The 23,689-nt window shown below is 70.1% G+C and carries 25 protein-coding genes, 1 tRNA gene and 2 pseudogenes; 8 read left to right on the top strand and 20 right to left on the bottom strand.

What is annotated here, in order from left to right; all coding sequences use genetic code 11:
• Positions 1 to 8: 8 nt before the first annotated feature.
• From ACZ6ZQ_RS05055 to fxsA, 3 genes are read right to left on the bottom strand one after another with little or no spacing between them, the layout of a single operon-like run.
• On the bottom strand, positions 9 to 1,016 hold the full coding sequence (locus ACZ6ZQ_RS05055; protein ID WP_469767155.1) for an aKG-HExxH-type peptide beta-hydroxylase: 1,008 nt from the start codon (positions 1,014 to 1,016) through the stop codon (positions 9 to 11).
• Positions 1,013 to 2,281, bottom strand: a complete 1,269-nt coding sequence (locus ACZ6ZQ_RS05050; protein ID WP_469767154.1) for a radical SAM protein — start codon at positions 2,279 to 2,281, stop codon at positions 1,013 to 1,015. Before ACZ6ZQ_RS05050 ends, ACZ6ZQ_RS05055 begins: the two co-directional genes overlap by 4 nt.
• Positions 2,282 to 2,289: 8 nt before the next feature.
• The gene (fxsA, locus tag ACZ6ZQ_RS05045) at positions 2,290 to 2,472 is read right to left on the bottom strand and encodes an FxSxx-COOH cyclophane-containing RiPP peptide (protein WP_469767153.1); all 183 of its coding nucleotides are present in this window, start codon (positions 2,470 to 2,472) and stop codon (positions 2,290 to 2,292) included.
• Between the two features lie 176 nt (positions 2,473 to 2,648).
• Between fxsA and ACZ6ZQ_RS05040 the strand changes: the two genes are divergently transcribed.
• Positions 2,649 to 2,724: transfer RNA gene (locus ACZ6ZQ_RS05040), tRNA-Arg, on the top strand.
• 68 nt (positions 2,725 to 2,792) lie between these two features.
• Here the strand turns inward: ACZ6ZQ_RS05040 and ACZ6ZQ_RS05035 are convergent.
• Positions 2,793 to 3,740, bottom strand: a pseudogene (locus ACZ6ZQ_RS05035) (tyrosine-type recombinase/integrase); the annotation flags it as partial.
• Between the two features lie 8 nt (positions 3,741 to 3,748).
• Here ACZ6ZQ_RS05035 and ACZ6ZQ_RS05030 point away from each other — a divergent pair.
• A pseudogene (locus tag ACZ6ZQ_RS05030) lies at positions 3,749 to 3,932 on the top strand (NUDIX domain-containing protein); the annotation flags it as partial.
• Here the strand turns inward: ACZ6ZQ_RS05030 and ACZ6ZQ_RS05025 are convergent.
• On the bottom strand, positions 3,845 to 4,519 hold the full coding sequence (locus tag ACZ6ZQ_RS05025; RefSeq protein ID WP_469767334.1) for a hypothetical protein: 675 nt from the start codon (positions 4,517 to 4,519) through the stop codon (positions 3,845 to 3,847). The pseudogene ACZ6ZQ_RS05030 and the gene ACZ6ZQ_RS05025 sit on opposite strands and share 88 nt — an antisense overlap.
• Before the next feature lie 192 nt (positions 4,520 to 4,711).
• Here ACZ6ZQ_RS05025 and ACZ6ZQ_RS05020 point away from each other — a divergent pair, with 192 nt between their 5' ends.
• Positions 4,712 to 6,121, top strand: a complete 1,410-nt coding sequence (locus ACZ6ZQ_RS05020) for a DUF2786 domain-containing protein (protein ID WP_469767152.1) — start codon at positions 4,712 to 4,714, stop codon at positions 6,119 to 6,121.
• Positions 6,122 to 6,534: 413 nt separating this feature from the next.
• Positions 6,535 to 7,986 (top strand): AAA family ATPase, encoded by a 1,452-nt coding sequence (locus ACZ6ZQ_RS05015; protein WP_469767319.1) that lies wholly within the window; start codon positions 6,535 to 6,537, stop codon positions 7,984 to 7,986.
• Positions 7,987 to 8,302: 316 nt separating this feature from the next.
• On the opposite strand, the gene ACZ6ZQ_RS05010 is transcribed toward ACZ6ZQ_RS05015, so the two are convergent.
• The 9 genes from ACZ6ZQ_RS05010 to ACZ6ZQ_RS04970 all read right to left on the bottom strand — a co-directional run bounded on the left by ACZ6ZQ_RS05010 (position 8,303) and on the right by ACZ6ZQ_RS04970 (position 15,596).
• The gene (locus ACZ6ZQ_RS05010) at positions 8,303 to 8,776 is read right to left on the bottom strand and encodes a hypothetical protein (protein WP_469767151.1); all 474 of its coding nucleotides are present in this window, start codon (positions 8,774 to 8,776) and stop codon (positions 8,303 to 8,305) included.
• A 4-nt stretch (positions 8,777 to 8,780) separates the two neighbouring features.
• Positions 8,781 to 9,155 carry a hypothetical protein gene (locus ACZ6ZQ_RS05005; RefSeq protein ID WP_469767150.1) on the bottom strand — a complete coding sequence of 125 codons (375 nt, stop codon included), beginning with the start codon at positions 9,153 to 9,155 and terminating at the stop codon, positions 8,781 to 8,783.
• Positions 9,152 to 10,045 (bottom strand): cytochrome c biogenesis CcdA family protein, encoded by an 894-nt coding sequence (locus ACZ6ZQ_RS05000; protein ID WP_469767149.1) that lies wholly within the window; start codon positions 10,043 to 10,045, stop codon positions 9,152 to 9,154. Before ACZ6ZQ_RS05000 ends, ACZ6ZQ_RS05005 begins: the two co-directional genes overlap by 4 nt.
• 4 nt (positions 10,046 to 10,049) lie before the next feature.
• Entirely contained in the window at positions 10,050 to 10,640 is a 591-nt protein-coding gene (locus tag ACZ6ZQ_RS04995; protein ID WP_469767148.1) for a redoxin family protein, read from the bottom strand.
• Between the two features lie 102 nt (positions 10,641 to 10,742).
• A complete protein-coding gene (locus tag ACZ6ZQ_RS04990) occupies positions 10,743 to 11,465 on the bottom strand; it encodes a Crp/Fnr family transcriptional regulator (RefSeq protein WP_469767147.1) in 723 nt (240 codons plus the stop codon).
• 188 nt (positions 11,466 to 11,653) lie between these two features.
• Positions 11,654 to 12,142, bottom strand: coding sequence for a hypothetical protein (locus tag ACZ6ZQ_RS04985; RefSeq protein ID WP_469767146.1), 489 nt, complete (start codon positions 12,140 to 12,142; stop codon positions 11,654 to 11,656).
• A 113-nt stretch (positions 12,143 to 12,255) separates the two neighbouring features.
• On the bottom strand, positions 12,256 to 13,044 hold the full coding sequence (locus ACZ6ZQ_RS04980; protein ID WP_469767145.1) for a class I SAM-dependent methyltransferase: 789 nt from the start codon (positions 13,042 to 13,044) through the stop codon (positions 12,256 to 12,258).
• Positions 13,041 to 14,666, bottom strand: a complete 1,626-nt coding sequence (locus tag ACZ6ZQ_RS04975) for a radical SAM protein (RefSeq protein WP_469767144.1) — start codon at positions 14,664 to 14,666, stop codon at positions 13,041 to 13,043. The genes ACZ6ZQ_RS04980 and ACZ6ZQ_RS04975 overlap by 4 nt, the downstream gene beginning before the upstream one ends.
• Positions 14,667 to 15,122: 456 nt before the next feature.
• On the bottom strand, positions 15,123 to 15,596 hold the full coding sequence (locus tag ACZ6ZQ_RS04970; protein ID WP_469767143.1) for a MauE/DoxX family redox-associated membrane protein: 474 nt from the start codon (positions 15,594 to 15,596) through the stop codon (positions 15,123 to 15,125).
• Between the two features lie 11 nt (positions 15,597 to 15,607).
• On the opposite strand from ACZ6ZQ_RS04970, the gene ACZ6ZQ_RS04965 reads away from it, so the two are divergent.
• A complete protein-coding gene (locus ACZ6ZQ_RS04965) occupies positions 15,608 to 15,925 on the top strand; it encodes a CDP-alcohol phosphatidyltransferase family protein (protein ID WP_469767142.1) in 318 nt (105 codons plus the stop codon).
• Positions 15,926 to 16,203: 278 nt separating this feature from the next.
• Here the strand turns inward: ACZ6ZQ_RS04965 and ACZ6ZQ_RS04960 are convergent, their stop codons facing one another.
• The 3 genes from ACZ6ZQ_RS04960 to ACZ6ZQ_RS04950 form a co-directional block, all read right to left on the bottom strand.
• A complete protein-coding gene (locus ACZ6ZQ_RS04960) occupies positions 16,204 to 16,779 on the bottom strand; it encodes an SRPBCC family protein (RefSeq protein WP_469767141.1) in 576 nt (191 codons plus the stop codon).
• Positions 16,776 to 17,084, bottom strand: a complete 309-nt coding sequence (locus ACZ6ZQ_RS04955) for a DUF427 domain-containing protein (protein WP_469767140.1) — start codon at positions 17,082 to 17,084, stop codon at positions 16,776 to 16,778. Before ACZ6ZQ_RS04955 ends, ACZ6ZQ_RS04960 begins: the two co-directional genes overlap by 4 nt.
• A gap of 69 nt (positions 17,085 to 17,153) precedes the next feature.
• Positions 17,154 to 17,582, bottom strand: a complete 429-nt coding sequence (locus ACZ6ZQ_RS04950) for a heavy metal-responsive transcriptional regulator (protein ID WP_469767139.1) — start codon at positions 17,580 to 17,582, stop codon at positions 17,154 to 17,156.
• A gap of 687 nt (positions 17,583 to 18,269) precedes the next feature.
• Here ACZ6ZQ_RS04950 and ACZ6ZQ_RS04945 point away from each other — a divergent pair.
• Entirely contained in the window at positions 18,270 to 18,536 is a 267-nt protein-coding gene (locus ACZ6ZQ_RS04945) for a hypothetical protein (RefSeq protein ID WP_062698815.1), read from the top strand.
• On the top strand, positions 18,533 to 18,979 hold the full coding sequence (locus tag ACZ6ZQ_RS04940; RefSeq protein WP_469767138.1) for a hypothetical protein: 447 nt from the start codon (positions 18,533 to 18,535) through the stop codon (positions 18,977 to 18,979). The genes ACZ6ZQ_RS04945 and ACZ6ZQ_RS04940 overlap by 4 nt, the downstream gene beginning before the upstream one ends.
• A 214-nt stretch (positions 18,980 to 19,193) precedes the next feature.
• On the opposite strand, the gene ACZ6ZQ_RS04935 is transcribed toward ACZ6ZQ_RS04940, so the two are convergent.
• Together ACZ6ZQ_RS04935 and ACZ6ZQ_RS04930 are read right to left on the bottom strand one after the other, a co-directional pair.
• Positions 19,194 to 19,490, bottom strand: a complete 297-nt coding sequence (locus ACZ6ZQ_RS04935; RefSeq protein ID WP_469767137.1) for a helix-turn-helix domain-containing protein — start codon at positions 19,488 to 19,490, stop codon at positions 19,194 to 19,196.
• Positions 19,491 to 19,684: 194 nt separating this feature from the next.
• Positions 19,685 to 19,993 (bottom strand): hypothetical protein, encoded by a 309-nt coding sequence (locus tag ACZ6ZQ_RS04930; protein WP_469767136.1) that lies wholly within the window; start codon positions 19,991 to 19,993, stop codon positions 19,685 to 19,687.
• A gap of 723 nt (positions 19,994 to 20,716) precedes the next feature.
• Between ACZ6ZQ_RS04930 and ACZ6ZQ_RS04925 the strand changes: the two genes are divergently transcribed.
• Positions 20,717 to 22,366 (top strand): serine/threonine-protein kinase, encoded by a 1,650-nt coding sequence (locus ACZ6ZQ_RS04925; protein WP_469767135.1) that lies wholly within the window; start codon positions 20,717 to 20,719, stop codon positions 22,364 to 22,366.
• A 335-nt stretch (positions 22,367 to 22,701) separates the two neighbouring features.
• On the opposite strand, the gene ACZ6ZQ_RS04920 is transcribed toward ACZ6ZQ_RS04925, so the two are convergent.
• A complete protein-coding gene (locus ACZ6ZQ_RS04920) occupies positions 22,702 to 23,685 on the bottom strand; it encodes a BtrH N-terminal domain-containing protein (RefSeq protein ID WP_469767134.1) in 984 nt (327 codons plus the stop codon).
• Positions 23,686 to 23,689 lie beyond the last annotated feature (4 nt).

Below are 23,689 nucleotides of genomic sequence, written 5' to 3'. Positions count from 1 at the left end.
GGTTCCGGCTACCACTCGATGAGCGTCCGGCGCAGCTCTCCCACGAACTCCCGCCCGTCGTCAGTGAGTTCACCGCTGCCCAGGAGGGTGGCGGCGGCTTCGAGGGTGCGGCCGCGCCAGTGCGCGTACTGCTCCGCGGCGCCCGCGCCGGGCTCGCCGCGCCAGAAGTCCGAAACCCCCAGATGCGCGTACGTCCCCTGGAGCAGCGCCCCGGCCGGCCGGGGATCGGGCCGCCACGGCGCGTCGTACCGGGCCCCCGAGTCCGGCCCGTGCAGCGGTACGAGATCGAGCAGCGCCCCGAGCTGGATGTGCAGGAACTCGTGCACCAGGGCGAGGGCGAGCCGCTGCGGGTCGGACGGCAGCGACACCCCGACCGCACCGTAGCCGCGCCGTACGGCCGAGGACACGGAGGTCCCGTCGGGCCCCGGCAGCAGCGGCACCAGGGTGGACAGGCCCGCGCCCACCGCCTCCGCGTACCAGGGGTGCCGGTGGGCGAGCAGCCGCCACGCCTCGGCGAGCAGCCCCTCCCACACGCGCAGCTCGTCCGGGTCGAGCGGCCCGGGCACGGGCTCCCCGTGCGCCTGCCGGTACGGCCCCCGGTCGTCGATCCGCAGGCTGAGCCGGTGTCCGGCGGCCTCCAGCCGTACGACGGGCCCCGGCGCCCGCAGGAACTCCGCAAGCCCCCGCAGCTGCGGCTCGCCGTCCTCCTCGCCGTACAGCCTGCGCAGACAGCCCGCGGCCCACAGGTCGAGATACGGCTGGAGCAGCACCGCCTCCCAGCGCTCGCGGGACCGCTGCCCGATCCGCCGGAACTCCTCGTACGTCTCGGCGAGCCGCGCCTCACGGGCCGCCCCGGGCCGCCGCTCCTCGGCGACCCTGCGCACCGCGCTCAGCAGCAGCCGCCGCTTGCTCAGCTGCCCGGCCCGCAGTACGGCGACGGCGTCCGAGCCGCCGCGCCCGCGGGCGAGGGCGAGGAAGGTCCGGCGCGGGATGATGTGCGGGGAGGTCAGGGTCACCGGGCCGTCACTTTCCGGGTGGTACGCCGTTCGGCTCGGAACGCGGCGACGTCGGCTTCCAGGCGCCGCCGGATGTGCTCGATGAGGACGGCCATGTCGTGGCAGTACACGGTGGGATGCGCGAAGGGGTCTTCCGCTCCCGGCCGGTGGCGGTGCGCGTACAGCCCGCCGCCGCACACCCCCGAGAACGAGCAGCGTGCACAGACGGGCGCGGCACGCGGCGTCCGGAAGGCCGGATGCCGGGCGGCCTCGGCGAAGGAGTCCCTGAACACGCCGAGCCCCGTGAACGCCGCCCCGTCGTACGCCACCTTCAGACTGTCGGCCAGCTCCAGCGACCCGTCCGTCTCCACGACCACGAGGTCCGCGGGCCCCGTCCCCACCATCTCGCTGCTCGCCCGGCCGCCGAGCAGAAGCATGATCAGCTCCTCGAACAGCCGGATCCCGGTCTCCCGGCGCGAGGCACCGTACCAGCGGTCGAAGACGGCGCAGAGCCAGTCGGCGTACGGGGTGTCTGTCTCTTCCGGCCCATGTTCCGGTGCGGGGTTCTTCAGGAGCTGCGGTGCTGGATCGGGTACGGGATCCGGTACGGGCGGGGCGGTCGGGGGCACCCGGCCCCGCAGTCCGGGCGGCGGGTTGCCCCAGGTCCCGTGCGGCAGCAGCAGGTCCATCCGGGGCGGCGCGAACTCCAGCAGCGCCTCGTAGGCCGCCACCGGGTCGGTCGTCGGATCGACCGTGCACAGCACCCCGCTGAACAGTGCCCGGTTCTCCTCGGCCCCGAGGATCCGCAGCGCCTGCGCGACCGCCGCGTGACTCCCTCGCCCGTCGGCGAACCGCCGGTAGCGGTCGTGATCGCCGGCGGTCCCGTCCACACTGACCCCGACGCGCACGCCGTGCCGGTGCAGCACCCGGAGCAGCTCCGGGTCGTCCCGTAACAGCACCCCGTTGGTCTGCACCCCGTACGCGACGCCCCCCGCGGTCCCGTCCAGGGCGCCTCGCAACAGGGTCAGGGTCTCGTCGAGATGCCCCGCCCCCACGAGCAGGGGCTCCCCACCGTGCAACGTGACGGCGATCCCGGACGCACTCCCGGCCGTCTCCGCGCTCCGCCGGTACTCGGCGATCCGCCCGGCCACCTGCCGTACGGTCGCCAGTTCCATTCGACGGGGCTTCGCACGCCAGCTCCGGTCGGCGGCCTCGTACACGTAGCAGTACGTGCAGGAGAGATTGCACCGCCCATGCAGCTTCAGCAGGTACTGGCGGAACGTCACAACAGGTCTCAGGGAACCTGATTGAGCGCCGACGTGAAGGCGGACACGGGCTCGCCGGAGGGATGCAGCACGTCGTCCCTGAGCCGCGACATGATGGCGCCGAACACGGTGTCCGGCAGCTCGGCCAGCTCTGCGTCGCTCAGCTCACTGACATCCGCCAGGACGGAGACCAGTGGGGCGGAATTGGTCATCCACGATCCCCTTACCTACACGTTGCGGCGGACTATATAACACAGAGTCATTGATCGTTTGCGCATCCAGCCCTTCCCTCACCCAGCCGCGCCGCCCCCTCACCCACCCACCGCCAGCACCGCGCGGCCCCCATCCGCTACCCTGTGCACGGCTGCCCGCCACGCCGGTCGGCCACGCCTCCGTAGCTCAGGGGATAGAGCACCGCTCTCCTAAAGCGGGTGTCGCAGGTTCGAATCCTGCCGGGGGCACCAGCGCAAAGGCCCCGGACCGATCATGGTCCGGGGCCTTTGACATCAGCTTTTGACATCAACGGGGGCGGTCACTGACGACCGGGGCGCCTCTTGAGCAGCCGGTCCATGTGGCTGATCGCCTCGCGCTGGGTGTCGTGGACGACGTGCGTGTAGACGTCCATGGTGATGCTGATCTGACCGTGCCCGAGGATCTCCATCACGACGCGGGGCGCGACCCCGGCCGCGGTGAGCAGGGTGGCGCAGCCGTGCCGGGCATCGTGCAGCCGGACGACGCGGAGGCCGGCTGAATCGGCGACCCGGGTGAAGGAGCGGTACACGTTGCGCGGCTCGACCGGGCGACCGGTGCGGGTGGTGAAGACGTGGCCCTTCTCGTCCCAGGACTCCCCCGCGCGCTGCTTCGCGGCCGCTTGACGCATCCGGTGCCAGCGCAGCGGCGGGATGCACATCGCGGGGAGCGGCAGCGCGCGACGGCGGCGGTTCTTGGTCTCGTCGTCGTAGAGGACTCCGCGCCGTCGCTGGGTCTGCTGTCGGACGTAGATCACGCGGTTGTCCGGGTCGACATCGGTCCAGCGGAGACCGACGATCTCGCCCCGGCGGAGGCCCATGGCGATGGCGAGCACGAAGGCCGCGTACAGCGGGTCCTTACGGGCGGCGGCCAGGAAGTCCAGCGTCTCGTCGAGCGACCAGGGGCTCAGCTCCCGCGGCTTGGCACGCGGGGGCTCGACAAGACCGGCTACGTTCCGGGTCACCAGTTCCTCGCAGCAGGCGGCGGTGAGAGCTGTCCGAAGGACACGGTGCGACTCCTTGGCGGTGGCCGCAGTCGTCTTGTTCTCCAGCTGGACGATGAAGCGCCGGACGTCGGCGACGCCGAGGGCTTCCAGCCGCTTCGAGCCCAGCATGGGTACGAGGTACAGCCGGACATGCGCTTCGTACTTGTCATACGTGCTCAGCTTGCGCCGAAGCTTGACGATGTTGTCCAGCCAATACGGCAGCCACTCAGAGAGCTTGGCCGAGCGGGCCTCCTATGCTCCTGTACATGAGTACGGGTTCTCCGCAGCACAAGTCAACGCCACTGCACTCCGTGTCCGTGGCGGGAGCCGTCATGCGGGAGGACGGCCGGCTACTGGCGATCCGCCGGGCCGACAACGGGACTTGGGAGCTGCCGGGCGGAGTCCTCGAACTCAGCGAGGCCCTGGAGGAAGGCGTAGGCCACGGCCTCGGCCGCGTCGGGCATGCCCAGCACCAGACGGCGACGGACATCGGCCTCGTACTGCTCGATGATCGCCTCGATCAGACGGCTCGCGGCCTCGTATACGTCGGTGTACCCGAAGCCCGGGTGATAGCCGGTGCTCAGATGGTCGCTGTCCAGGGTGCGCAGGGCATGCTCGACCTCGGCCGCCGTCCCCTCCTGAAGGGCGGTTAGTTCGGCACGGGCACGCGGGGCGAGCAAGTGGACGGCCAACTGGTCGGCTTCCGCGCGCAGTTCGGGCCGAGCATCCAGCAGCCGGTCCAGCACCGCGGCCTTCTCCACGGCGGTGAGTGCGTCCAGGGCTTCGCCGGGGGCACAGGGGGTGTCGTCGACGGGTGCGGCGTGCCAGGGCAGGCGCCGTTCGACGGCGTGCAGGGCGAGTGCCACGGCATGCCGGCACAAGCGTCCTGACGCCAGGGCGCACGGGCCGTCGCATTCCGCCGTCAGTTCCCGACCTACGACCTGCACCCATACACCGCGAGCGGCGCCCGAGCCGTCCCGCACCAGGCCGCCGATGCCGCGGGGCTCGCTCTCCGCCTCGATCACCGCCCCGTCGGCGAGCAGGGTCCGTCCCTCGGTGACTCGGTGTCGTCGGCGAACGCGTACACCGTCCCCTCGTCCATGACCACAGCCATGCGGTCATTCGAGCGCAACCCCGGGAGAGTGGGCGAGCGGGCGGCCCTGGCCACTACGCTCGGTGCGGAGACGGCAACACCTCCGCGAGCATGAGGTACGGCAGTGGGCAAACGCAACCAGGAACGACGGCGTGCGAAAAAGAAGCAGCGCGATGCGCGGCAACGTGGCCGGGCGGAGCAGGAACGGGCCTTCGACGCCGCGTCCGGGTTCGGCAGCTGCGACTGCGGCGATCCCTTCTGCGGGATGGGCGACGGGGCGTCCGTACCGCGTCCGCGCGGCCCGCGCACTGTCGCCGACCTGCTCGACGAGGCCATGGACGAGGTGTGTGCCATCCCGCCCGCGGACACGGCACGCCGCGAAGCCGCGCTGGGGCGGGCCGCCGCCCTGTTCACCAAGGCGGGCATGGGCCGCGCGGTGCTGGCGGCAGGCAGTGAGGTACTGCACGCGGTGTGGCACCGCGGCTGGCAGCCCGCCGATGTGGTGCGCGCCGCCCGGCGTGAACTCAAGGCGCGGCACGGGCGACTCGCGGCCGATCTGATCGCCGCCGAACACCGCGCGTACCCGACCCCGACCCCGACCACGGGCCTGGACGCGCGCTGGGCAGCCCAACTGGCAACCCTGTCCGCCGACGTGTGGTGGGGCGACGACGACGCGTACCTGGCCGGTGCGGCGGCTCGCGAGAAGTGCCAGCCGACCGTACTGGGGCGGGCATGGGTGGAGCTGCTGGACCTGCTCAGCGGCCTCCCGGAGATTCCGCAGCTGATGCCGCCCCCGTGCGAGGCCGGTTCCGGCACCGCCCCCGGCGGCAGCGGTGCGGAGGCTCCGGTGCTGGCCAAGGTCCGCGGGCTGCTGGCGAAGGCCGAGTCCACCGAGTTCCCCGAGGAGGCCGAGGCTCTTACTGCCAAGGCGCAGCAGCTCATGGCCCAGCACAGCATCGACGCGGCGCTGCTGGACGCTGAGCAGGACACCCGGCAGGTGCCGGGGGGTGTGCGTGTCGGGGTGGACACCCCGTATGAGGAACCGAAGGTGCACCTGCTGCAGGCGGTGGCAGAAGCCAACCGCTGCCGCACAGTGTGGTCGCGGAACCTGGGCTTCTCCACCGTGGTCGGCTTCGCCGCCGACGCCCGGGCAGTGGAGCTGCTGTACACCTCGCTGCTGGTGCAGGCACAGTCCGCGCTCCATGCAGCCGGAAGCCGAACCTACCGTGACGGAGCGTCGCGCACCCGCTCCTACCGGCAGTCCTTCCTGACGGCCTACGCCACGCGGATCGCCCAGCGGCTGAGCCGGGCGACCGGACAGGCCACCAAGGCGGCAGGCGAAGACCACGGGCCCAGGCTGCTGCCGGTGCTGGCTTCCCGGGCCGAGGCGGTGGACGACCAGGTGGACGAATGGTTCGGGGAACTGTCCTACAACCGCAGCCAGACCCACGCCCCGGACCGGGAGGGCTGGGCGCACGGTACGGCCACCGCGAACCGCGCGCAGCTGCACCGCCAGGCCGACGCGCTCCGCTGACGCGCGCCGTGGTGACGTGGACACGTCCGCACGCGCCCTGAGGCCGCCGGCTCGATGACAGTTGCAGCCTTCCGTCCAGCTCCCGCCATACCTGACAGGCGGCCGGGGCGCATCACCTGTCCGCCGCGGGCTGACTGCAGGGAACGGCTGCGACGTTCGCGACCAGCGAGACAGCGATGCCGGTTCGAAAGCTGGCGGGTTTGGCACTTCAAAGGTCAAGACGGCCTCCACGGTGATCCGCGATCGCAGTGACCACCGCACACCACCCCCGCCCACCTAGCCCCGATCCCTGCCCTCGCCCGTCCGGGGCCAACGCCGGGCACGCACGCCGAATGAAAGGCGCTCTTGAATAAGCCCAGACATAATAAGCGCACCTATCCATATAGAGGTGTGCCGTGGACAAACCTGCCGAGATGTTCGACCGCGACTTCGAGTGGGCCGAGCTGACCCGCTTCGCCGCCCTACCCGGCCCGCGCGCCACCCTCGGCGTGGTCTCCGGCCGCCGCCGCCAGGGCAAGACCTTCCTCCTGGACGCCGTCACGCGGGCAAGCGGCGGCTTCATGTTCACCGCCACCGAGACCACCGAAACCGACGCCCTGCGCCAGTTCGGCGAAGCCCTCGCCCGCCACCGCGACCAGCCCACCCCGTTCCGCTTCACCCACTGGGACGAGGCCGTCACCGAGCTCATGCGCATCGCCGACAGGGGCGACCCCACCATCGCGGTCATCGACGAGTTCCTCTTCCTCGCCAAGGCCTCCCCCACCCTCCCCTCGATCATCCAGCGCGCCCTCGACCCCGCCGCCCAGCACACCAACACCCCCGTACGGCTCCTGCTGTGCGGCTCCGCCCTGTCCTTCATGGGCGGACTCCTCGCCGGCAACGCCCCGCTGCGCGGCCGCGCCGGCCTGGAACTCGTCGTCCCCACCCTGGACTTCCGCCTCGCCGCCGAATTCTGGGAGATCACCGACCCGCGCACCGCACTGCTCACCCACGCCATCGTCGGTGGCACCCCCGCCTACCGCCGCGAGTTCACCCAGGGCGATACCCCCGCCGGGCCCCACGACTTCGACGCCTGGGTCACCCGCGCCGTCCTCAATCCCGCCCGTCCGCTCTTCCGCGAGGCCCGCTACCTGCTCGCAGAGGAACCCGAACTCCACGACACCGCGCTCTACCACTCCGTCCTGGCCGCCATCGCCGCCGGAAACACCGCACGCGGCGGCATCGCCGACTACCTCGGCCGCAAGTCCACCGACCTCGCCCACCCACTCAGCGTCCTCCAGGACGTCGGCATGATCACCCACGAGGCCGACGCCTTCCGCCGCAACCGCTCCGCCTACCGCATCGCTGAACCTCTCATCGCCTTCTACCACGCGGTCATGCGCCCCGCCTGGGGCGATCTGGAACGCCCCGGACGCGCCCCCGCCGTCTGGCGCCGCGCCCAGTCCACCTTCCGCAGCAAGGTTGTCGGCCCGCACTTCGAACAGGTCTGCCGCGAATGGGCCCGCTGGCACGCATCCCCTGCAACCCACGGCGGGCAGGTCACAAGGGTCGCCAGCGGTACCGTCAACGATCCTGCCGCGAAGACCAGCCACGAAGTCGACGTCGCGGTCCATGGCGAGACCGACAACGGTCGCGAAACACTACTCGCCATCGGCGAAGCCAAATGGAACGACGTCATGGGGAAGGGCCACCTCGAACGTCTCCAGCACATCCGTGCTCTCCTCACCGCGCGCGGCACCGCCACCGATGTCACCCGGCTGCAGTGCTACAGCGGCACCGGCTTCACCGACGAACTGCGCCACCTCGCCGAGAACGACCCCGCCATCCAGCTGATCGATCCAGTTCGCCTCTATCACGGCGACTGACCCGGTCGCAGTCACCGTCCCTGTACGGGGAACATGGCCTCCACCGTTACCCGCGTGTGCCGGAGAGCCGCAGCTCACGCCCATCCCCGGTCTGCCGCCCTACGTCGCCTGCGGGCAGGCCCGTTCGCGGCAACGGAACCGTCGGACGCAACTCGACCACCACGGGTGGACCGCCGACCGCGCTGTCAGCGAGCCGACGTACGTACCGGCTGTGCACCCGGGCAGATGCCGTCCCACAGGCGGGGCCACACCGCCCGCTCCGCTGATGCGCGGGCCCGTACGACCACCAATTCGCGGTCGGGCACGATGTCTTCAATCACAACTCCTTCGACCTGGTGGAACCACAACACGCTGGGTAGCGCATGGCCTGACCATCTGCTTCGGCGCCGTCCAGGAGTTGGCGGCGACGCAGCATGAGACGCAGGTGGCGTGCCTCGTCGACGTCATCGTCCGGCCCAGGGTCGAGCAGGACCGCACATGGACCGACAGCGCCCTGGGGCCGTACCAGGACGTCGACAGGGTGCCCGTTGACGCTCTCGCCGAGCGCCGCTCTCGTACCAGGCTGTGCGGACATGACTTGGTAGAGGCGCCGCAGCAGGTCACCTCCGCCGCGCTCGTCGACGCGAGGGCCGTTCGTGGTGGCGGCGTTCAGGAGCTCGGCGGCGGCACCGCCCCACTTACGCCACAGGTTCATGTCCCCGACCACGATGAGGTGGCTGCGGGCCCGAGTGATGGCGACGTTCCATAGGTTCAGCTGGCGGTGAACCCAGCCGATCGCGCTGTCATGCATACCCTCACCCAGCGACGAGGGAGAAGATCATGACGTCGCGCTCGCCGCCCTGGAAGGTGTGCACGGTGCCGACACGCAGCCGTTGCCGGCCGTATCGCCTCAACTGGCTGCGGAGTTCGTCGGCCTGGGGTGTGCCGAACTGGAGGTCTTCCAGGGAACCTCTCTGGAAGGCCTTCAGGCATGCATTGGGAGCACCCCGGGAACGCGAAACCGAGAATTGCTCATATTTCGGACACCTTTGCGCTCCCTGGACCGGCTCATCGGCCACTTCGACCGCAGGGTCAACGCAGCGTCCATATCGCCACAAGGTCGAAGTGGCGGACAAGGCCCCGGCCGTCAGCGAGGGGACCTGGGCTGCATCGGCCTTACGGGCCGTCACCCGGACAACGGTGCCTGCGATGCGGGCGGGGAATCAGGGGCTGACCCGCGGCGACCTGCTCGGAGCCTGCGGATGATCACGCCGGTGACGAGCAGGCCCGCGAAGAGGGCGGCGATCAATGCGGGGCCGATCGTGTCCAGCGCGTTGGCGATCGTGCGCTGTACGGCACCCGCAGCGTCGATGACCGGGTCCTGGGCGGTGGGGTCGCGCTGAACGCGGATCTCGTACCAGCCGTAGTAAGCGACGTACACGCCGACGAGAAGGAGGAGCCCGCCGCCGAGGCGCGGGGCAAGAGCGCCGATGCGGCGGAGCCGGGTGACGGCGGTGGTACGGGTGAGGGCGACGGTCAGGGAGGCGGCGCCGACGATCAGGCCCATTCCGCCCGCGTAGGCCGCGAACAGGGCGATGCCCTCTCCGTTGGAACCGCTGCGGAAGGCGGAGACCACGATGGCGAGGAACGGGGCAATGGTGCAGCCCAGGGAGGCCGTTGCGTACGCCATCCCGAACAGCGCCATGGAGGGGAGTGAGCGGGTGACGGTCGGAGCCCGCCTGATCTTCGGGGTCAGGGCGGGGAGTTGGCGTCCGGCCAGCAGCCAGGCCCCCGCAGCGGCCATGAGGAGTCCGAAGGCGATGGTGAACCAGGGCAGCTGCTCCTGGACCTGTCCCGCGACGGGCTGGACGGCGAGGCCGAAGACGCCGAAGAGCGCGGCGAATCCGGCGGTCATCGCGGCGGTGGCAGTCAGGGCCCGGCCGACGGCGACTGTGCGGCGGGGGGTGTCGTCGCCGAGGACGAGCAGGGACAGGTACGCGGGGAGCAGGGCGAATCCGCACGGGTTGACGGCGGCGAGCATGCCCGCGGTGAGTGCGAGAGCGAGGGGCAGGTCGTTCATGGGTTCAGCCGGTGAGTCCGGCGACCTTCTCGGCCAGTCCTTCGCCGCCGGGCAGAACGCCTTCGTAGACGGTCTTGCCGTCCTTGTCGAGGATGACGTAGCGGCTCTGCTCGGTGACCTCGAACCGCTTCCAGACCTCGCCCTTCTCATCCGAGAGGTGAGAGAAGGTGTCGGTCTCGGTGTCGGAGACGAAGTCCTTCATGGCAGCGTTCTTGTCCAGGCCGGCCACGCCCACGACGTTCGCCTTGCCCGCGTACGTGGCGGCCACCTTCGCGGTCTCGGCGGCCTGGGCCTTGCACTTGGGGCACCAGGGCGCCCAGAACCACAGCACGGTGGGCTTGCCGGCCAGAGTCCTGGCATCGAAGGCTCTGCCGTCCACGGTGGTGGCGGTGAACTTCAGAGCCTCGGGCACTTCGGCCCCGGCCGCTCCAGTCTCGCCGCCGTCGGAGGGGGCGGGCGGCTGTGCAGGCGATGACGCCTTCGAGGGTGCGGCCCCCGCATCCCCGGCGGAGTCGGAGCCGTCATCCGCTCCGCACCCGGTGACGCTGAGCAGGGCGGCGGCCAGGGCGGCCGGGAGGAGGGTGCGGGCGCGCATGGAGAACTCCTGTGTGTTCGGGACCGGATGTGACTGTAGATCCACCAGGCCCGGTAGGTGCGTCGCAGTGTCCTTACGGTTCGGTGACGTCAGCCCGAGGCGTCAGCCTGCGGCGTCCTTGAGGCGGGCGGTGTCGAGGACGGTGATGCGGCCGCGGGCGAGGCGCAGTAGTCCTTGGTCGGCGTACTCGCGCAGCACCTTGGTGCACGTTTCGCGGGAGGTGCCGGCGAGGGCGGCGAGCTGTTCGTGGGTGAGTGCGATCTGCGCGTGCCGTCCGCCTGGCCGCAGCGGGCTCGCCGGGGGCTGGGCGGACGTGAGGGTGTCGAGCGTGGTGGCGATGCGCTGGGCGACGGTCTTGAAGACGCTGTCGGACAGGCGCTGTTCGAGGTCGGCGAGACGTCGGCCGAGGATCGCGGTGATACGGGCGGCGATCCGGGCGTCGGTCAGCAGCAGCCGGTTCACGTCGGCGCGGCTCATCACGCAGACGACGGTGTCGTCGAGGGCCTCAGCGTAGTTGTCGTACATGTGCTGCCCGAGAAGCACCATCTCACCGAAGATGGTGCCCGGGGTGATGATCGCAGTGGTCAGCGCCCGGCCGTCGGCGGAGACGCGGAAGACACGGACCCGGCCCTTTTTGAGGATGAACAGCACCTCGCTGGGCTGGGCCGGCGAATAGAGGATCTCACCCGCGCTGTAAGCCTTCATCGGCGCCGCAGTGGCGATGGCCTCCATCTCCTTCTCCGACAGGTCGCAGAAGATGTCGACCTCGGCCATGCACCAGGTCTTGTCAGCATCCCCGGTGTCGCCCGTACCGGCGTCGATCATGGTGTGTCTCTCCTCGCGTCGTCCCGGTGCCCATGGCGGGGGCGCGGCTCCCCACGCCGGGCTGGCCAGCGCATCGGCGCTGTCGGCCAGACAGTAGGACACCGCCACACCGTCGTCGCCGATCCGGCGCGGCGCTGCCCCCGGCCGTGGACCATCAGGGCCCGGTGTTGACGCGGGCGGCGGAGGGCTCATCCGCCGGCCGGGCCAGTGCGGTGCTTGTCCGCGGCCTGGGCCATCGCGGCGAACGTCAGTCCGGCGAGCAGCCCGAACACCAGGTGTGCGCCGAGGCTGGAACTGCCGACGTCGTTCCATTCGAAGACCGGCATGCCCATGTTCGCGGGCATGATCCACAGCGCGCCGATGAACCACCACACCGCTCCGTACACAAGGCCGAGGACGACGGCGGGAGCGAGGCGCTGGGCGAACTGCCCGAGCAGCGCGCCGAAAGCAATGCCGGCGAAGAGCGCGATGGACAGGTGGATCAGCCAGCCGACGAAGGCGTTGGTCGAGCCGAGGAGTCCGGCGACCATGGTGATCATCGCGGTGTCCGTCATCGGCCTCGACACCGACATCCAGATGCCCATCCCGATCCCGCCGACCAGCCCGGCAGCAGCGCCCCATGCCGCATGGACCGGGATGGCGGCCGTGCTCGGGGATACCTGCGTCGTCGTTGTCATGGTGAGCGCCCCTCTCACATTCGGTGACGTCTTCTTCTCGGCTCCGACGCTATGGCCGCCGACGGCGCAGGTATGTGAGGGCGCTTACGTACGCGGCGGTAGATCACCGCCCGTCAGGGTGATTTCACGGCGGTCAGCAGGGAGTAGCCGAGGGTGCCGTCGGCCACGGCGGTGCGTGCGGCGTTCAGGACGGCCGGCGCCGCGTCCAGGTCGACGCCCGCGTCGGCGAGTCTGGCCGGGGCGGTAATGCGCAGCAGGTTCAGCCTCGCCTCGATCTGGTCGATCATGCGGAGCATGGCCCGGTCGTGGCGTTCGGTGGTGATGATGCGCAGGCCGGCACCGTCCAGGATGTCGGCGTACTCGGCGAGCGGGCGGGCGTCGGCGACGCAGGCGATCCGAGCACCCAGCCCGCTCAGCTCTGGTGGAAGCTTTTCCGGGGTGGCGGTGACATCGGTGATGCCGAGACGCCCACCGGGGCGCAGGACGCGGGCGAACTCGGCGGCGGCCTGCGCCTTGTCGGGGAAGGTACACAGGGCGCACTCGCACACCACCGCGTCGAACACGCCGTCCGCGTAGGGCAGGTGCTCCGCATCGCCGGTGACGAACACGGCCTGCTCCGCCAGCCCAGCCGTCTGCGCTGCTCCTTGGGCGAGGGCGGTGTTGGCGGCCGCGTAGTCGACACCGTCGACTCGTACCCCGTAGGCGTCGGCAAGGAGGAGTGCGGTGGTGCCCCGGCCGGAGGCCACATCCAGCACGCGGCTGTCGCGGGCGAGGCCCAGCGTGTCGGCGAGGCGGCGGGTGAGGGCGGTACCGCCGGGGTGGTAGGAGTCGCCGAGCAGCAGCGCGACGATGTCCTTGGCGTAGGCGTCGGCGCAGCAGGTCTTGATCTCGTCGCTGTTCATGGCCGACGCCCCTGTGCCGTCGTGCGGGCGGTCTTCGAGCCATACGGTGTCGTGGTGAGCCGGTCGGCGAGCGGCAGCGCGTTCGGGGCGACCTGCGCAACGGGGACATCGGACATGGCCTCGCGGACTTGCTCGCGGTAGCCGACGGAGTTGTAGGCGCAGAACGGGATGAGGCGCCCGTCCGGGGTGATCTCCTCGACACAGCACTTCATCAGTTGCTTGACATTGAGGGTGTAGGGGTCCTGGAAGTCCTGGACGACGATCATGAACGTCTTGTCGTTCAAATCCTTCACGGCCTCGGGGAGATCGATGCCACAGGCTCCCCCGTAGCCTTCGGCACGGGTGGGGGTGCCCCCGGCGAAGCCAGGGGGAGTACCCCCAGCGCAGCCCAGTGCCTCGGCGGTCGCACGGAGCTTCTCCTCAGTGGTCTCGGTGCCCATGAAGGCGGAGGCGGACCAGAGCTTCTCCAGGGCCTCGCGGATACCGGCATCGGGCATGACCCGGTTGGTGACGTAGTCGAGATAGTCCTCCACGTGCAGGAGCCGCGGGACGGGCACGACCGTCCGGTTGCCGGGATCACCGTCGACCAGCAGGTAGGTGACAGACCGGCAGGTGGGGAAGCAGCACGGGACAGGGAAGAAGTCGCCCTTCTGAAACCACTGGGGGCGCTGGGCGTTGATCAGTTTGATGACGTCGGGGTTGGTGAGCCGGTTGAGAGGGTCGAATTCCAGGTGGCGGCCGGAGTGAGTGACCGGCTGGAAGGCCACGGAGCGTACGGCAGGGTGGTCGATGCCGTACTCGATGATCGCGCCGAGTTCGTGCTCGTTCAGGCCGCGTTCGACGGCGGCGACCAGGGTGACGGTCAGCCCGGCCTCGGCGCAGTTGTCCAGCGCCTTCTGCTTGAACGTGCGTAGGTCCCGGCCGCGGATCTCCAGGTGGGTGCGTTCGTCGAAGCCGTCGAACTGGAGGTAGATGTTCACCGACCGGCCGGGCACCTGGTTGCGCTTGCCGAGCTCGGTGACGAAGTCCCTGTCGGTGGCGAGGCGGATGCCGTTGGTGTTGAGGTTGACGCTCTTGATGGGGCGGGCCTGCGCCAGGTCGATGAAGTCCAGGATGTGTTTGTGGATGGTGGGTTCGCCGCCGGAGAACATCACCACCTCCGCTTCACCCTCGGACTCCAGGAAGACATCGAGCATCCCTTCGCACTGCTCGTGGGTGATGGAGTAGCCGTCGCTGTGGTGGCCGGAGTCGGCGAAGCAGATGGGGCAGTCGAGGTTGCAGCCGGTGTTGACCTCGATGATGCCCAGGCAGGCGTGCTGCTTGTGCTCCGGGCACAGCCCGCAGTCGCTGGGGCAGCCGTCCTTTACCTCGGTCTGGAAGGTCAGCGGGATCGTGCCGGGCTTGTTGAACCGGGCCGAGGACATGTACTCCTCCGCGTCCCCATAGACCAGTGCTTCGAACTCGCCGTGATCGCGACAGCGTTTGCGCAGATAGACCTTGCTGTCACGGATGTTGACCTGGGCGTCGACGGGCGTCTTGCACATCGGGCAGATCGACTTGGTGAACTCCACGAACACTTCATCACGGTCCACCTTGCGTCGTGGCGCGGATGCCTGGGCCATCTTGGTCCTCCGTACGGATGTGGCCATCTCCCGTGACCTGGCCAGCGGGTGGCGCGGCCCTTGTGGCAGTGGCGCGGATCAGCGAGGTGCTCATGCTGGTCAGGGTTCTCGATGCTGCGGGGCGTCGTCCCCGCTCTGCCCGTGAGCTTCGGGGGCGTGGGCGGTTGAGGGGCGCGGCGGGGACGGGCGGCAGTTTTCGGGCCGGGCGGCACGTCGCCGGCGGGCTCGGCAGTGCAGGAGGTACCCGCAAGCCATGAGCGCCACGACCGCGCCGACGGTGATCAGCCACGGGTTACGCAGGGCCCCGCCGACGGCACCGAGCGCCCCAGCCCCCAGGAGCAGCGGGCCGGCGCAGCACAGCACCATCAGGACCCCGGCGCCCGCCAGACCGAGGGTGCCGCCCAGACCGGGGCGTTCACGCAATCCGGACATCACACAGCGCCTCCTCGGACCGGCTCATCGCACGTCGGCGCCCTTGCCCTGCCGGTGGCCCGAGCCTCGGGTGTCGGCTGCCCCGGAATCTGTGACAGGGGCCCTGCGAGTTGTGCGTATCAGTAGCCCGGCGTAGAGCAGCAGCAGCGCGTCCTGGACGAGCACGAACCAGCTCAGGCGCTGGGAGAAGTAGATCCCGAAACAGCCGCAGTTGGCCACCGTGAGCCCGCGTGCGTACGCCTGCACGGCCAGCAGCGCCCACACCATGGCGACACCGGTGAACACCCACACGGGGGCCATCGCGCGGGACCGCGGGCGAGCAAGAAACCACACCCCGCACACCAGCTCGCCCACGATCAGTGCCGCGGCGAGTACGGTCGCACCCGAGCCGGCGACCAGCCCGTACCCGGCCAGAATCGCGGGCATCTGCCGGACGGACGCAAGCTGCCCGGCCGCCATCGCGGCGAACAGCGCACCCAGCACGATCCGCAGCACCATGCCCCGACGGTATGCCCGCGATGTTGCCGAGAACTGTAAGCGCGCTCACCGAGCGGGCACCCCTCCGCGCGGGATCCTCGGGAGTGTGGGAACCGTGTCCGGAGGCGGTGAATCACGGTGAGCGGTCAGCGGCCGTCCAGGCGGCAGCGCCGGCAGGTCGTGAAGGGCGCCGGGGTGATCGGGGGTGTCGTCGTCCTGCTTGTGGGCGGCGGTGTCATCGGCTGGCAGGCTGTCTCGCGGACCTGGCAGACGGCCGACTCGCCCGCCGCCACGGCAGCGTGGCCCCCTTCGGTGACTACGCCGACTCCTTCGCCGACGCAGCCTTCTGAACCTGGCTGGCTCTGCGGCACGAACCCAGCCGCACCGTACGGGCCGCGACCATCGCCGCCTGGGTGCTACCGGCCGCCACCGTTACCGCCCTCGGCGTTCGACGCGGCACGATGCCCGAGCGGCCCCGCCCCACGCTGCTCCGCCCCGCCGCCGCGATGCAGGGCGTTGTCGCGCTGCGGCATTTCCTGCACCACTGACGGACCGTCGGCCACGCACGCACAGCGGGCAGTGACAGTGGTTGAACAACTGTCAGCGCCAGCGCACGCTGCCTGCGTGATCAGGGCAGGCGTGCCCGCCGTTCCGCCTCGTGCTTCACCGAGGCGAGCGATGCCGTGACAGTCGCCTCCCAGCGGGCAGCGACCTTCGCGCCCCACCACGTTCCGGCCCGCCACAGGTCGGTGCCGAGCTCCCCCTCGTACACCAGGCGAGTCGCCGCGGCTTCCTCGGCCAGGGCGAAGGACTCGACGACGTACGGCACGGGACCGCGCACCAGACGGAAGTCGACGCGCTCGGGGCGAGTGAACCGCACCGTCTCCACGGTCACAGCCTTCCACCGGTCGCCAAGGGGCGTGTAGTGGGCGGCGAGCACCATGTCACTGCCGCGCTCCAGAACCCGGACCTTCTCCCGCATGGCTCCCGTCGTGCGCCCGAGGTACGGCTGGGCGATCACGTCGAAGACGATGTCCCGGGGCGCTGCGATGTCCACCGAATGTGGCCCGAGCCGTCGGATGCGCCGGCCCATACCGAGATCGACAGGCAGCGCGCCGGAGACCAGCCCTGCGTAGCTGCCGACGGCGACGGCTGCGGCGAATGCGGTAAAGGCCGCCGCGCGGGCCAGACGGTGCCCGTTCACGGTGCGGTCTCCGGCTCGCCCTCGACGCGCACTCCCTGCCAGAACGCGACATGGTTCCTGATCCGGCGTGCGAAGGGGCTGGGGTGCGGGTAGTACCAGGCCGCGTTCGGGTTGGCCCGCCCCCCGGCGGTGACGGTGTAGTACCGGGCGAGCCCCTTCCACAAGCACAGCGACCGAGAGCGACTCTCGGTGAAGTACTGGCGGTGCAGCGCCTCGGGCGGGAAGTAGTGGGTGCCTTCGACGATGACCGTGCGCGGGGCCTCCGCGATCACCGTGCCGTTCCAAACCGCCCGCAGCATGGCCATGCTCCTCATCGTGCGCCAAACCGGGACCTTCCCAGTCCCTGATCACGCTATGCGCGGCCGGTGCGTGGTTCAGTGACGGTGCTCACCGTTCGCCGCGTCGTTCGTCCCGATGAGGATGCGGCAGATGTCGGTGTCGGTGCAGTCGGCCGGATCTGTCGCGGCTGCCCCCGAGGCGGGGGCGCGCAGAGCTGTTCGGGTGGCGTGGAGTTCGGCCATACGCCGTTCGATGTCGGCGAGATGCTGGTCGATGAGTGTCGTGACGTGCGCGCAGGGGGAAGCTCCGGCATCGCGCAGGGCGAGCAGGGAACGGATCTCGGCCAGGGTGAGCCCAGCCCCTTGGGCGTCGCGGATGAACGCCAGCCGCCTTGTGGTCTGCTCCGGATAGTCGCGGTAGCCGTCCGGGGTGCGCGGCGGGGCGGGCAGGAGCCCGGCCTGCTCGTAGAAGCGGATGGCCTTCGTGGTCAGCCCGCTGGAGGCGGCGAGGGCACCGATGCGCATGTCCCCAGGCCAGCCCTTGCCCTTCCACCTCACTGGAAGGTCTACGGTCCAAGACAGAGCCCATGAGCCGGGAGGGCACGCACGCCATGAACGAGCGGGAGACAGCGGCGCGGATCACGGTGCTGACGGTTCCGGACTGCCCGAACGCCCCGGTCGTACGCGAGCGGCTCCAGACCGCCCTGGCAGGCCGGGCCGAGCCAGTGGACCTGGTCGAGGTATTCGACGAGGCCAGTGCCACCCGTTGGGGGATGTGCGGCTCACCCACCGTACTCATCGACACTCATCGACGGCGAGGATCCATTCGCCGCTGCAGGCGCCCCGCCCAGCGTGTTGTGCCGCCTCTACCGTCAGCCGGACGGCACCACCGACGGGGCACCAAGCGTGGCGGACCACGACGGGCGCTCGCGCAGGCCGGTCTCCCCGAGGCGGCCGGAGAAGAGTGCTGCGAGGCGGACATCCTCGATCCTCTACTAGGACGGGCATGCCGGGTCCGCCGCGCGCCCCCCGAACGCGGGCTGCGGGCGGTGCACCAGGCGGTGCTGCTGCTCGGACTCCCCGTCCGGGGCCGTTGTGCGTGAGCGGACGGAGAGTCGATCTCCCGAATATCGCCCAGAGGATCCACACCATCCGGGGATCTGCACCATCCGGCACGGGCTCCGAACCGGTCGGACATGGCATACTTAAAGTATGGCAACCCGGAAGATCACCATCACTGTGCCGGAAGAGCTGGTGGAATCGATCAAAGAGCGCGTCGACGCACGCGGGGTGTCCGGCTACATCGCGGCTGCTGCCGCTCATCAGGACGCCATGGACCGACTGCGCGAGCTGGCCGGACGCCTCGAGGAAGAGCACGGTGCCGTGACGGACGACGAGCAGCAGGCAGCGCTCGACCGCATCGCCGCCATTGACGGCTGGCATGACGAGCAGCGATCACATTCGGACGAGGCCGCGTGAGCCGCACCGCCCGGGCCAAGCTGCACCGCCCGCGACAGCGCGTCTTCGTGTTCGACTCCGAGGCTCTTTCCAAGGCAGTTCAGGGCGATCGGGAGATGACTGCGCTGATCAAGACAGCTCCGCGGCTCGACATCCCGATCGTCACCTCATCGCTCACAACCTTGGAAGCATGGGACCCTCGCGAAACGTCGAGGCAGGCACTGTGGAACTGGACCCTGTCCCGGATCCGCGTCGTGCACACGGACGACCAGGTGATCACCATGGCACGCGACATGCTGAAGACAGCCGGCCTGCATGGGCACAAGTACGCCATCGACGCAATTCTGGCGGCTGTGGCCGGACGGGAAGCCGCGCAGGGAGCTGAGGCAACCGTCTTCACCTCCGACACCGACGACATGAATCAACTCCTCGCGGGACACTCCGTGCGAGTCGAGCAGGTCTGACGAGACGCCGCCCGCACGTCGCTCCGACGACTCGCCAGCTCCCCCGACTGCCCGCTGGCCGTACACCGACGGGCACCCTCTGTCAGGAGTTACCCATCCGTGGCGGCGCATCGCGGGTACGTATAACTGCGCGGACCACGGATGGCGCACTCGGATCAGGGGCTTTGCGGCGTCGGACCGCCAAGCACACGGGCCCCGGAACCGCCCCGCCCGCTCACTGTCCCCGCGTGCCGCCGCGGTCCGTGAGCGCTAGGTCGAACCGTGAGACCGCGCCCAACTTCTTGAGCGCGCGGGCGACATGCTGCTCCACGGTCCGCGGGGACAGATGCAGCGTTGCCGCGATCTCGCGGTTGCTCAGGCCCGCACCGGCGAGTTCGGCCACCTCCTGCTCGCGTGGTGAGAGCCGCTCACCGTAGCGGGGACGGCCTGGCGGGCGGCGCTCGGCGCTGGGATGGGCGCACAGCTCCGCCCGTACCCGGGCCAGGTCCCAGGCCGCCCCGAGGTTCTCCAACTCGTCTGCCGCTGCGGTCAGTTCAGAGATGCCCGCGGTTGTTTCCGCCGGGTTCCCGGCGAGGGCGCATCGCCCGGCGGCCTCCGCGGTGAGGGCCGCCTCGTAGGGTCGGGGAAGCGCCTGATACCGGGTACGGGCGTGCCGGAAGCCGTCCGCCGCCTCCGCGAACGCCGCCGGGCCGCCAGCACCTCGGCCTAGCGGCCGTGCAGCTCCCGCCGGACCGGCCCGGGCAGCAGCTGATAGACGGCCGCGGCCTCCATCGGCATACGGAACCCGTACTGACCGAGCCTGAGCTCATGAAGCACCGCTTCGGACAGCGTGGCCGTCAGCGCGGCCCGGCCGCTCTCTGCCGACAGGGCGGCGACCGAGGCCAACTCGTCCTCCGTCGCAAGGTCGTCGAGTACGGCAGCCGCCCACACCAGGCGCCGGGTCTGATCGTCCAGGTCCGCCATCCGGCCGACCACCAGCTCGGTGAGCCGGACCGGCACTGCGGCTCCGTCCACGTGCCGGGCGGTCAGCCGGGCCGGCCACGGTGGACTTCGCGTCCGGGAGGGCGCCGGCCGCTTTCAGCTCTGTCAGCAGATCGGCCACCGCCTGCGCGATGCCACCCGATCGTTCGTACAGCCGGGTGACGAACCGGGCCGTAACAGCGCTCCTCGCCCAGCACCTCCACCGCCATCCGGCGGACCTCTGCCTCGTCGAGCGGCCCGAGCCGCAGCCGTACGAGACTCATCTCGGCGGAGATGGCGCGTCCCCGGCGCTCCGGTGGTGCGAGCGCGGCGGCCGCGGCGACGGCGGTGGGAGTGGCCATGGCGCCGCCGAGCCCGGCGAGTGCCCGCGCGAAGAGGGCCACGCCGAAGTCGGGTCGCCGGCCAGGCGCCTCGACCGAACCGATCCCCTCGGCGGTCGCCAGGTCCGCGCGGCGACAGGTAGGACGCGGCCCAGCTGTTGCCGGCGCCAGTCTCCTGCTGGCCGAGCGGTCTCGCGCGATCAGACTCCGTTGGCCGCGCTGAAGGCGGCGAACCCGAACCCAACAGCGGAGACCGGCAATCGGTGGGGAGCCGAACCGCTCCTGGATTCGACGGGTGCTGTCGCTGAGCCGGTCCCTGTGGACAACCCCGGGCACACTGGCGGTGCATTGAGGCAGAATCTCGGGAGATCGAAGGCCTGACGGCAGATAACAGTCCCGGCATGGCCACGGAGCACAGCAGGCGTGGGGACGGGGAATGGCCGAACCGGAAGTTCGGGGCTTGGCCGCGGGCCGCTATCAGCTGAACGAGCTGATCGGACGCGGAGCCATGGGGGCGGTATGGGCGGCCCAGGACGTGAAGCTGGGGCGTGCGGTCGCGGTCAAGGAGATCCGGGCACGCGTCGATCTCGACCCCGAAGAGTGGCGTCGACGGGCGGAGCGGGCGCTGCGGGAGGCAAGGGCCGCGGCACTGGTCCAGCACCGGAACGTGGTCGAGATTCACGACGTCGTCATGGACGATGACCGGCCGTGGATCATCATGGAACTCGTGCCGGGGCGTTCCCTCGCGGAGGAACTGACAATCGGTCGCGTGGCGGTCGGCGATGCCGCTCGCATCGCCCGCGAGGCACTGGACGGGCTGATCGCGGCCCACGCGACCGGTGTGGTGCACCGCGATGTGAAACCGTCCAATCTTCTGCTGACCCGCCCTGACGGCCGTACCGTTCTGACCGACTTCGGCATCGCCGCGGTGGCCGGCGCAGACACCCTGACCGTGCCCGGCGCGATGATCGGCACACTCGACTACCTGTCGCCCGAACGCGTTCAGGGTCTGAGAGCCGTACCGGCATGTGATCTGTGGTCCCTGGGAGCAACCCTCTACGAAATGGTCGAGGGACGCTCTCCGTTCCGCCGCAACAGCGAGTTCGCCACCCTCCAGGCCGTGCTCGACGGCACGTACGACCCGCCCCGGAACGCCGGTCGCCTCAGCGAGGTCATCGACGGCCTGCTCATCAAGGACCCGGCGCAGCGGATCACGGCATCAATGGCCCGGTCCCTGCTGGTTGCCGCCGAGCGCCCCGACGCGCCGTCGCCACAGGGACTCACACTCCGCACAGAGGCGGCGACCCATACCGCGGCATCCGCTCGTGTCCCCGGCGACCGGCGGCGATCCGAGTTCGGAACCGGCGTGGCCTCCGAGGAACGCCGGCCCGCCGCTCCTCCGGCCGACCGGCACAGACCCGTCCGGCCCGAAGACACAGACCCGCCGCAGGTTCCCGGTCGCGCCTCCCGCCGCTGGATCGCCCGTGCACTCATTGGCTCGACGGTCATCGCTCTCGCCGCCGCAGGACTCTATGCCGTGCCTCCCCTGCTGGCCGAACGGTCCACGACTCCCCCCAGCAGCCAAGCCGCACCTCCGGTTTCACCGACAGCCACCCGCCCCGGGTTCCGCGCGATCAGCGATCCGGCCGGATTCACCGTGGAGATCGGCAAAGACTGGACCGGACCGTATGCGGACAAGCGCCGCATCTTCTACTACTCGGCGGACAAAGCCTATGGACTCGGCGTCCATCTGAATCCGCCTGACGGCAAGGGGGATCCGTATGCCGAACTCTCGGCACAGGACAACGACGGAACCGGCACCTCGGCGGCCGGCGACTACCCGGAATACCGGCGCGTCCGGCTGGAGCGGGTCGAGCACGACGGCGCACCTGCCGCTGTCTGGGAGTTCACTTGGTACGACGCCGCCTCAGGCGTTCGCCGTCGCTCGATCGATCTGCGATACACCAAGAACGGGCGGACTTACGACTTCTGGGTCGCCGGACCCGACAGCGCAGTCCCCAACATCCGAAGACACTTTGACGCGGCTCGGGAGAGTTTCTCCCCCACTCGGATAAAGCACGGATAGACGCGGGTGGTTCAACCGGAGTTGATGATCCTGGCCTCAACAGCTGGTCGCGGATCGCACGATGGCGGATGACTTCGCCGTGGATGCCGTGGGACTTCGACCGGCGGAAGGCACCCACGCGTTGAACGCGGAGTCCAGTTCCTCGATGGAGGAGAAGGACCGAAACCGTCCGGCCGGCAGATGAGCTGACGGGGCGTCTGCAACCGGCTGCGGTTGGGCTGTCGACGGCGCCGGCCACGAGGTTCGACAGACGCGCCTACATCTGCCACGGCACCGGCACCGTCGCCTCGATCCGGCTCCGGCTCCGGCTCCGCGCATGACCGGCCGGACAGGCCCTAGAGCAGGCTGAGTGCCTGCATCGCATCGCGTTCGATGCGCGAGAGCTCGTGGAGGATGGAGCCGGCCTGCATGAGGTTCTTCGCGTCGCCGGATTCGCCTGCTGCCGCGACGAGTGCGGCCACCTGTGTCCAGAGGGTGGCGGCCTCGGCATACAGGGTGTGGCCGGTGCGCAGGTGACTGCTGTCGATCAGCTGGGCGCACTCGGCGAGGAAGTCCCGGTAGAGATTGCGGAACAGGGCGCCGCCGGTGCCGGCTCTCTCCATGAGGACGGCGGTCCGTGGCAGGTCTTCCCGCGGATTGTCGCTGCGCTGCAGCCACTTCGGCACTTGCTTGGCGGTCTTCTCGATGCCCCGGTGGCCCAGGTTCGCGATGGGCGGGTTCAGGAAAGCGTCGGCGCAGGTCTTGATCGCGGGGATGATCCAGTCCTGCGGTGGCGTCGGGCTGCTGGGCGCTGTGATGGTGAAGGAGCGGTGCTTGGCGGTCATGGGGCCGCGCTCGGCCCTGGCTCTGGCCAGGCCGGCGAGGCTGGTCGAGACGGCTCCGCCCTGCGGGTCGGTGTCCACCAGGTAGGCGTCCTGTTCGTCGTAGCCGTACATGGCCACGACGTGCCCGCCGAAGTGCACCTTGGTGGTGAAGTAGTCCAGGTGGTAGCTGTCGAGTTGCAGGCCGACCGGCCGACCGGCGTCGATGGGTGCTGCCACGTTCTGCCATGCCCTGCGCGGGGAGGTGGTCTCCCCGATCAGCAGCTCGAGCCCGAGGGCGGCGGCCAGGTTCCTGGTGAGCTCGAACGGCTTGACCCGACCTCCCAGGAAGGGAAAGCCCATGGCTTTGCTGTCCCAGTAGATGAAGGACAGCCCGGAGCCGAGCCCGAACAGCATGGGCTCGGACAAGTCGAGTCCCTCATGCCGCAGAAGCACGCCCAGCGCCGTTGTCTCGCAGTGCTGCATGCCGCGGACATCGATGTCTTTCACCATGGCCATGCCG

Source organism: Streptomyces sp. NPDC053673 (assembly GCF_055585225.1).
This window is presented reverse-complemented; position numbering and strand designations above follow the sequence as displayed.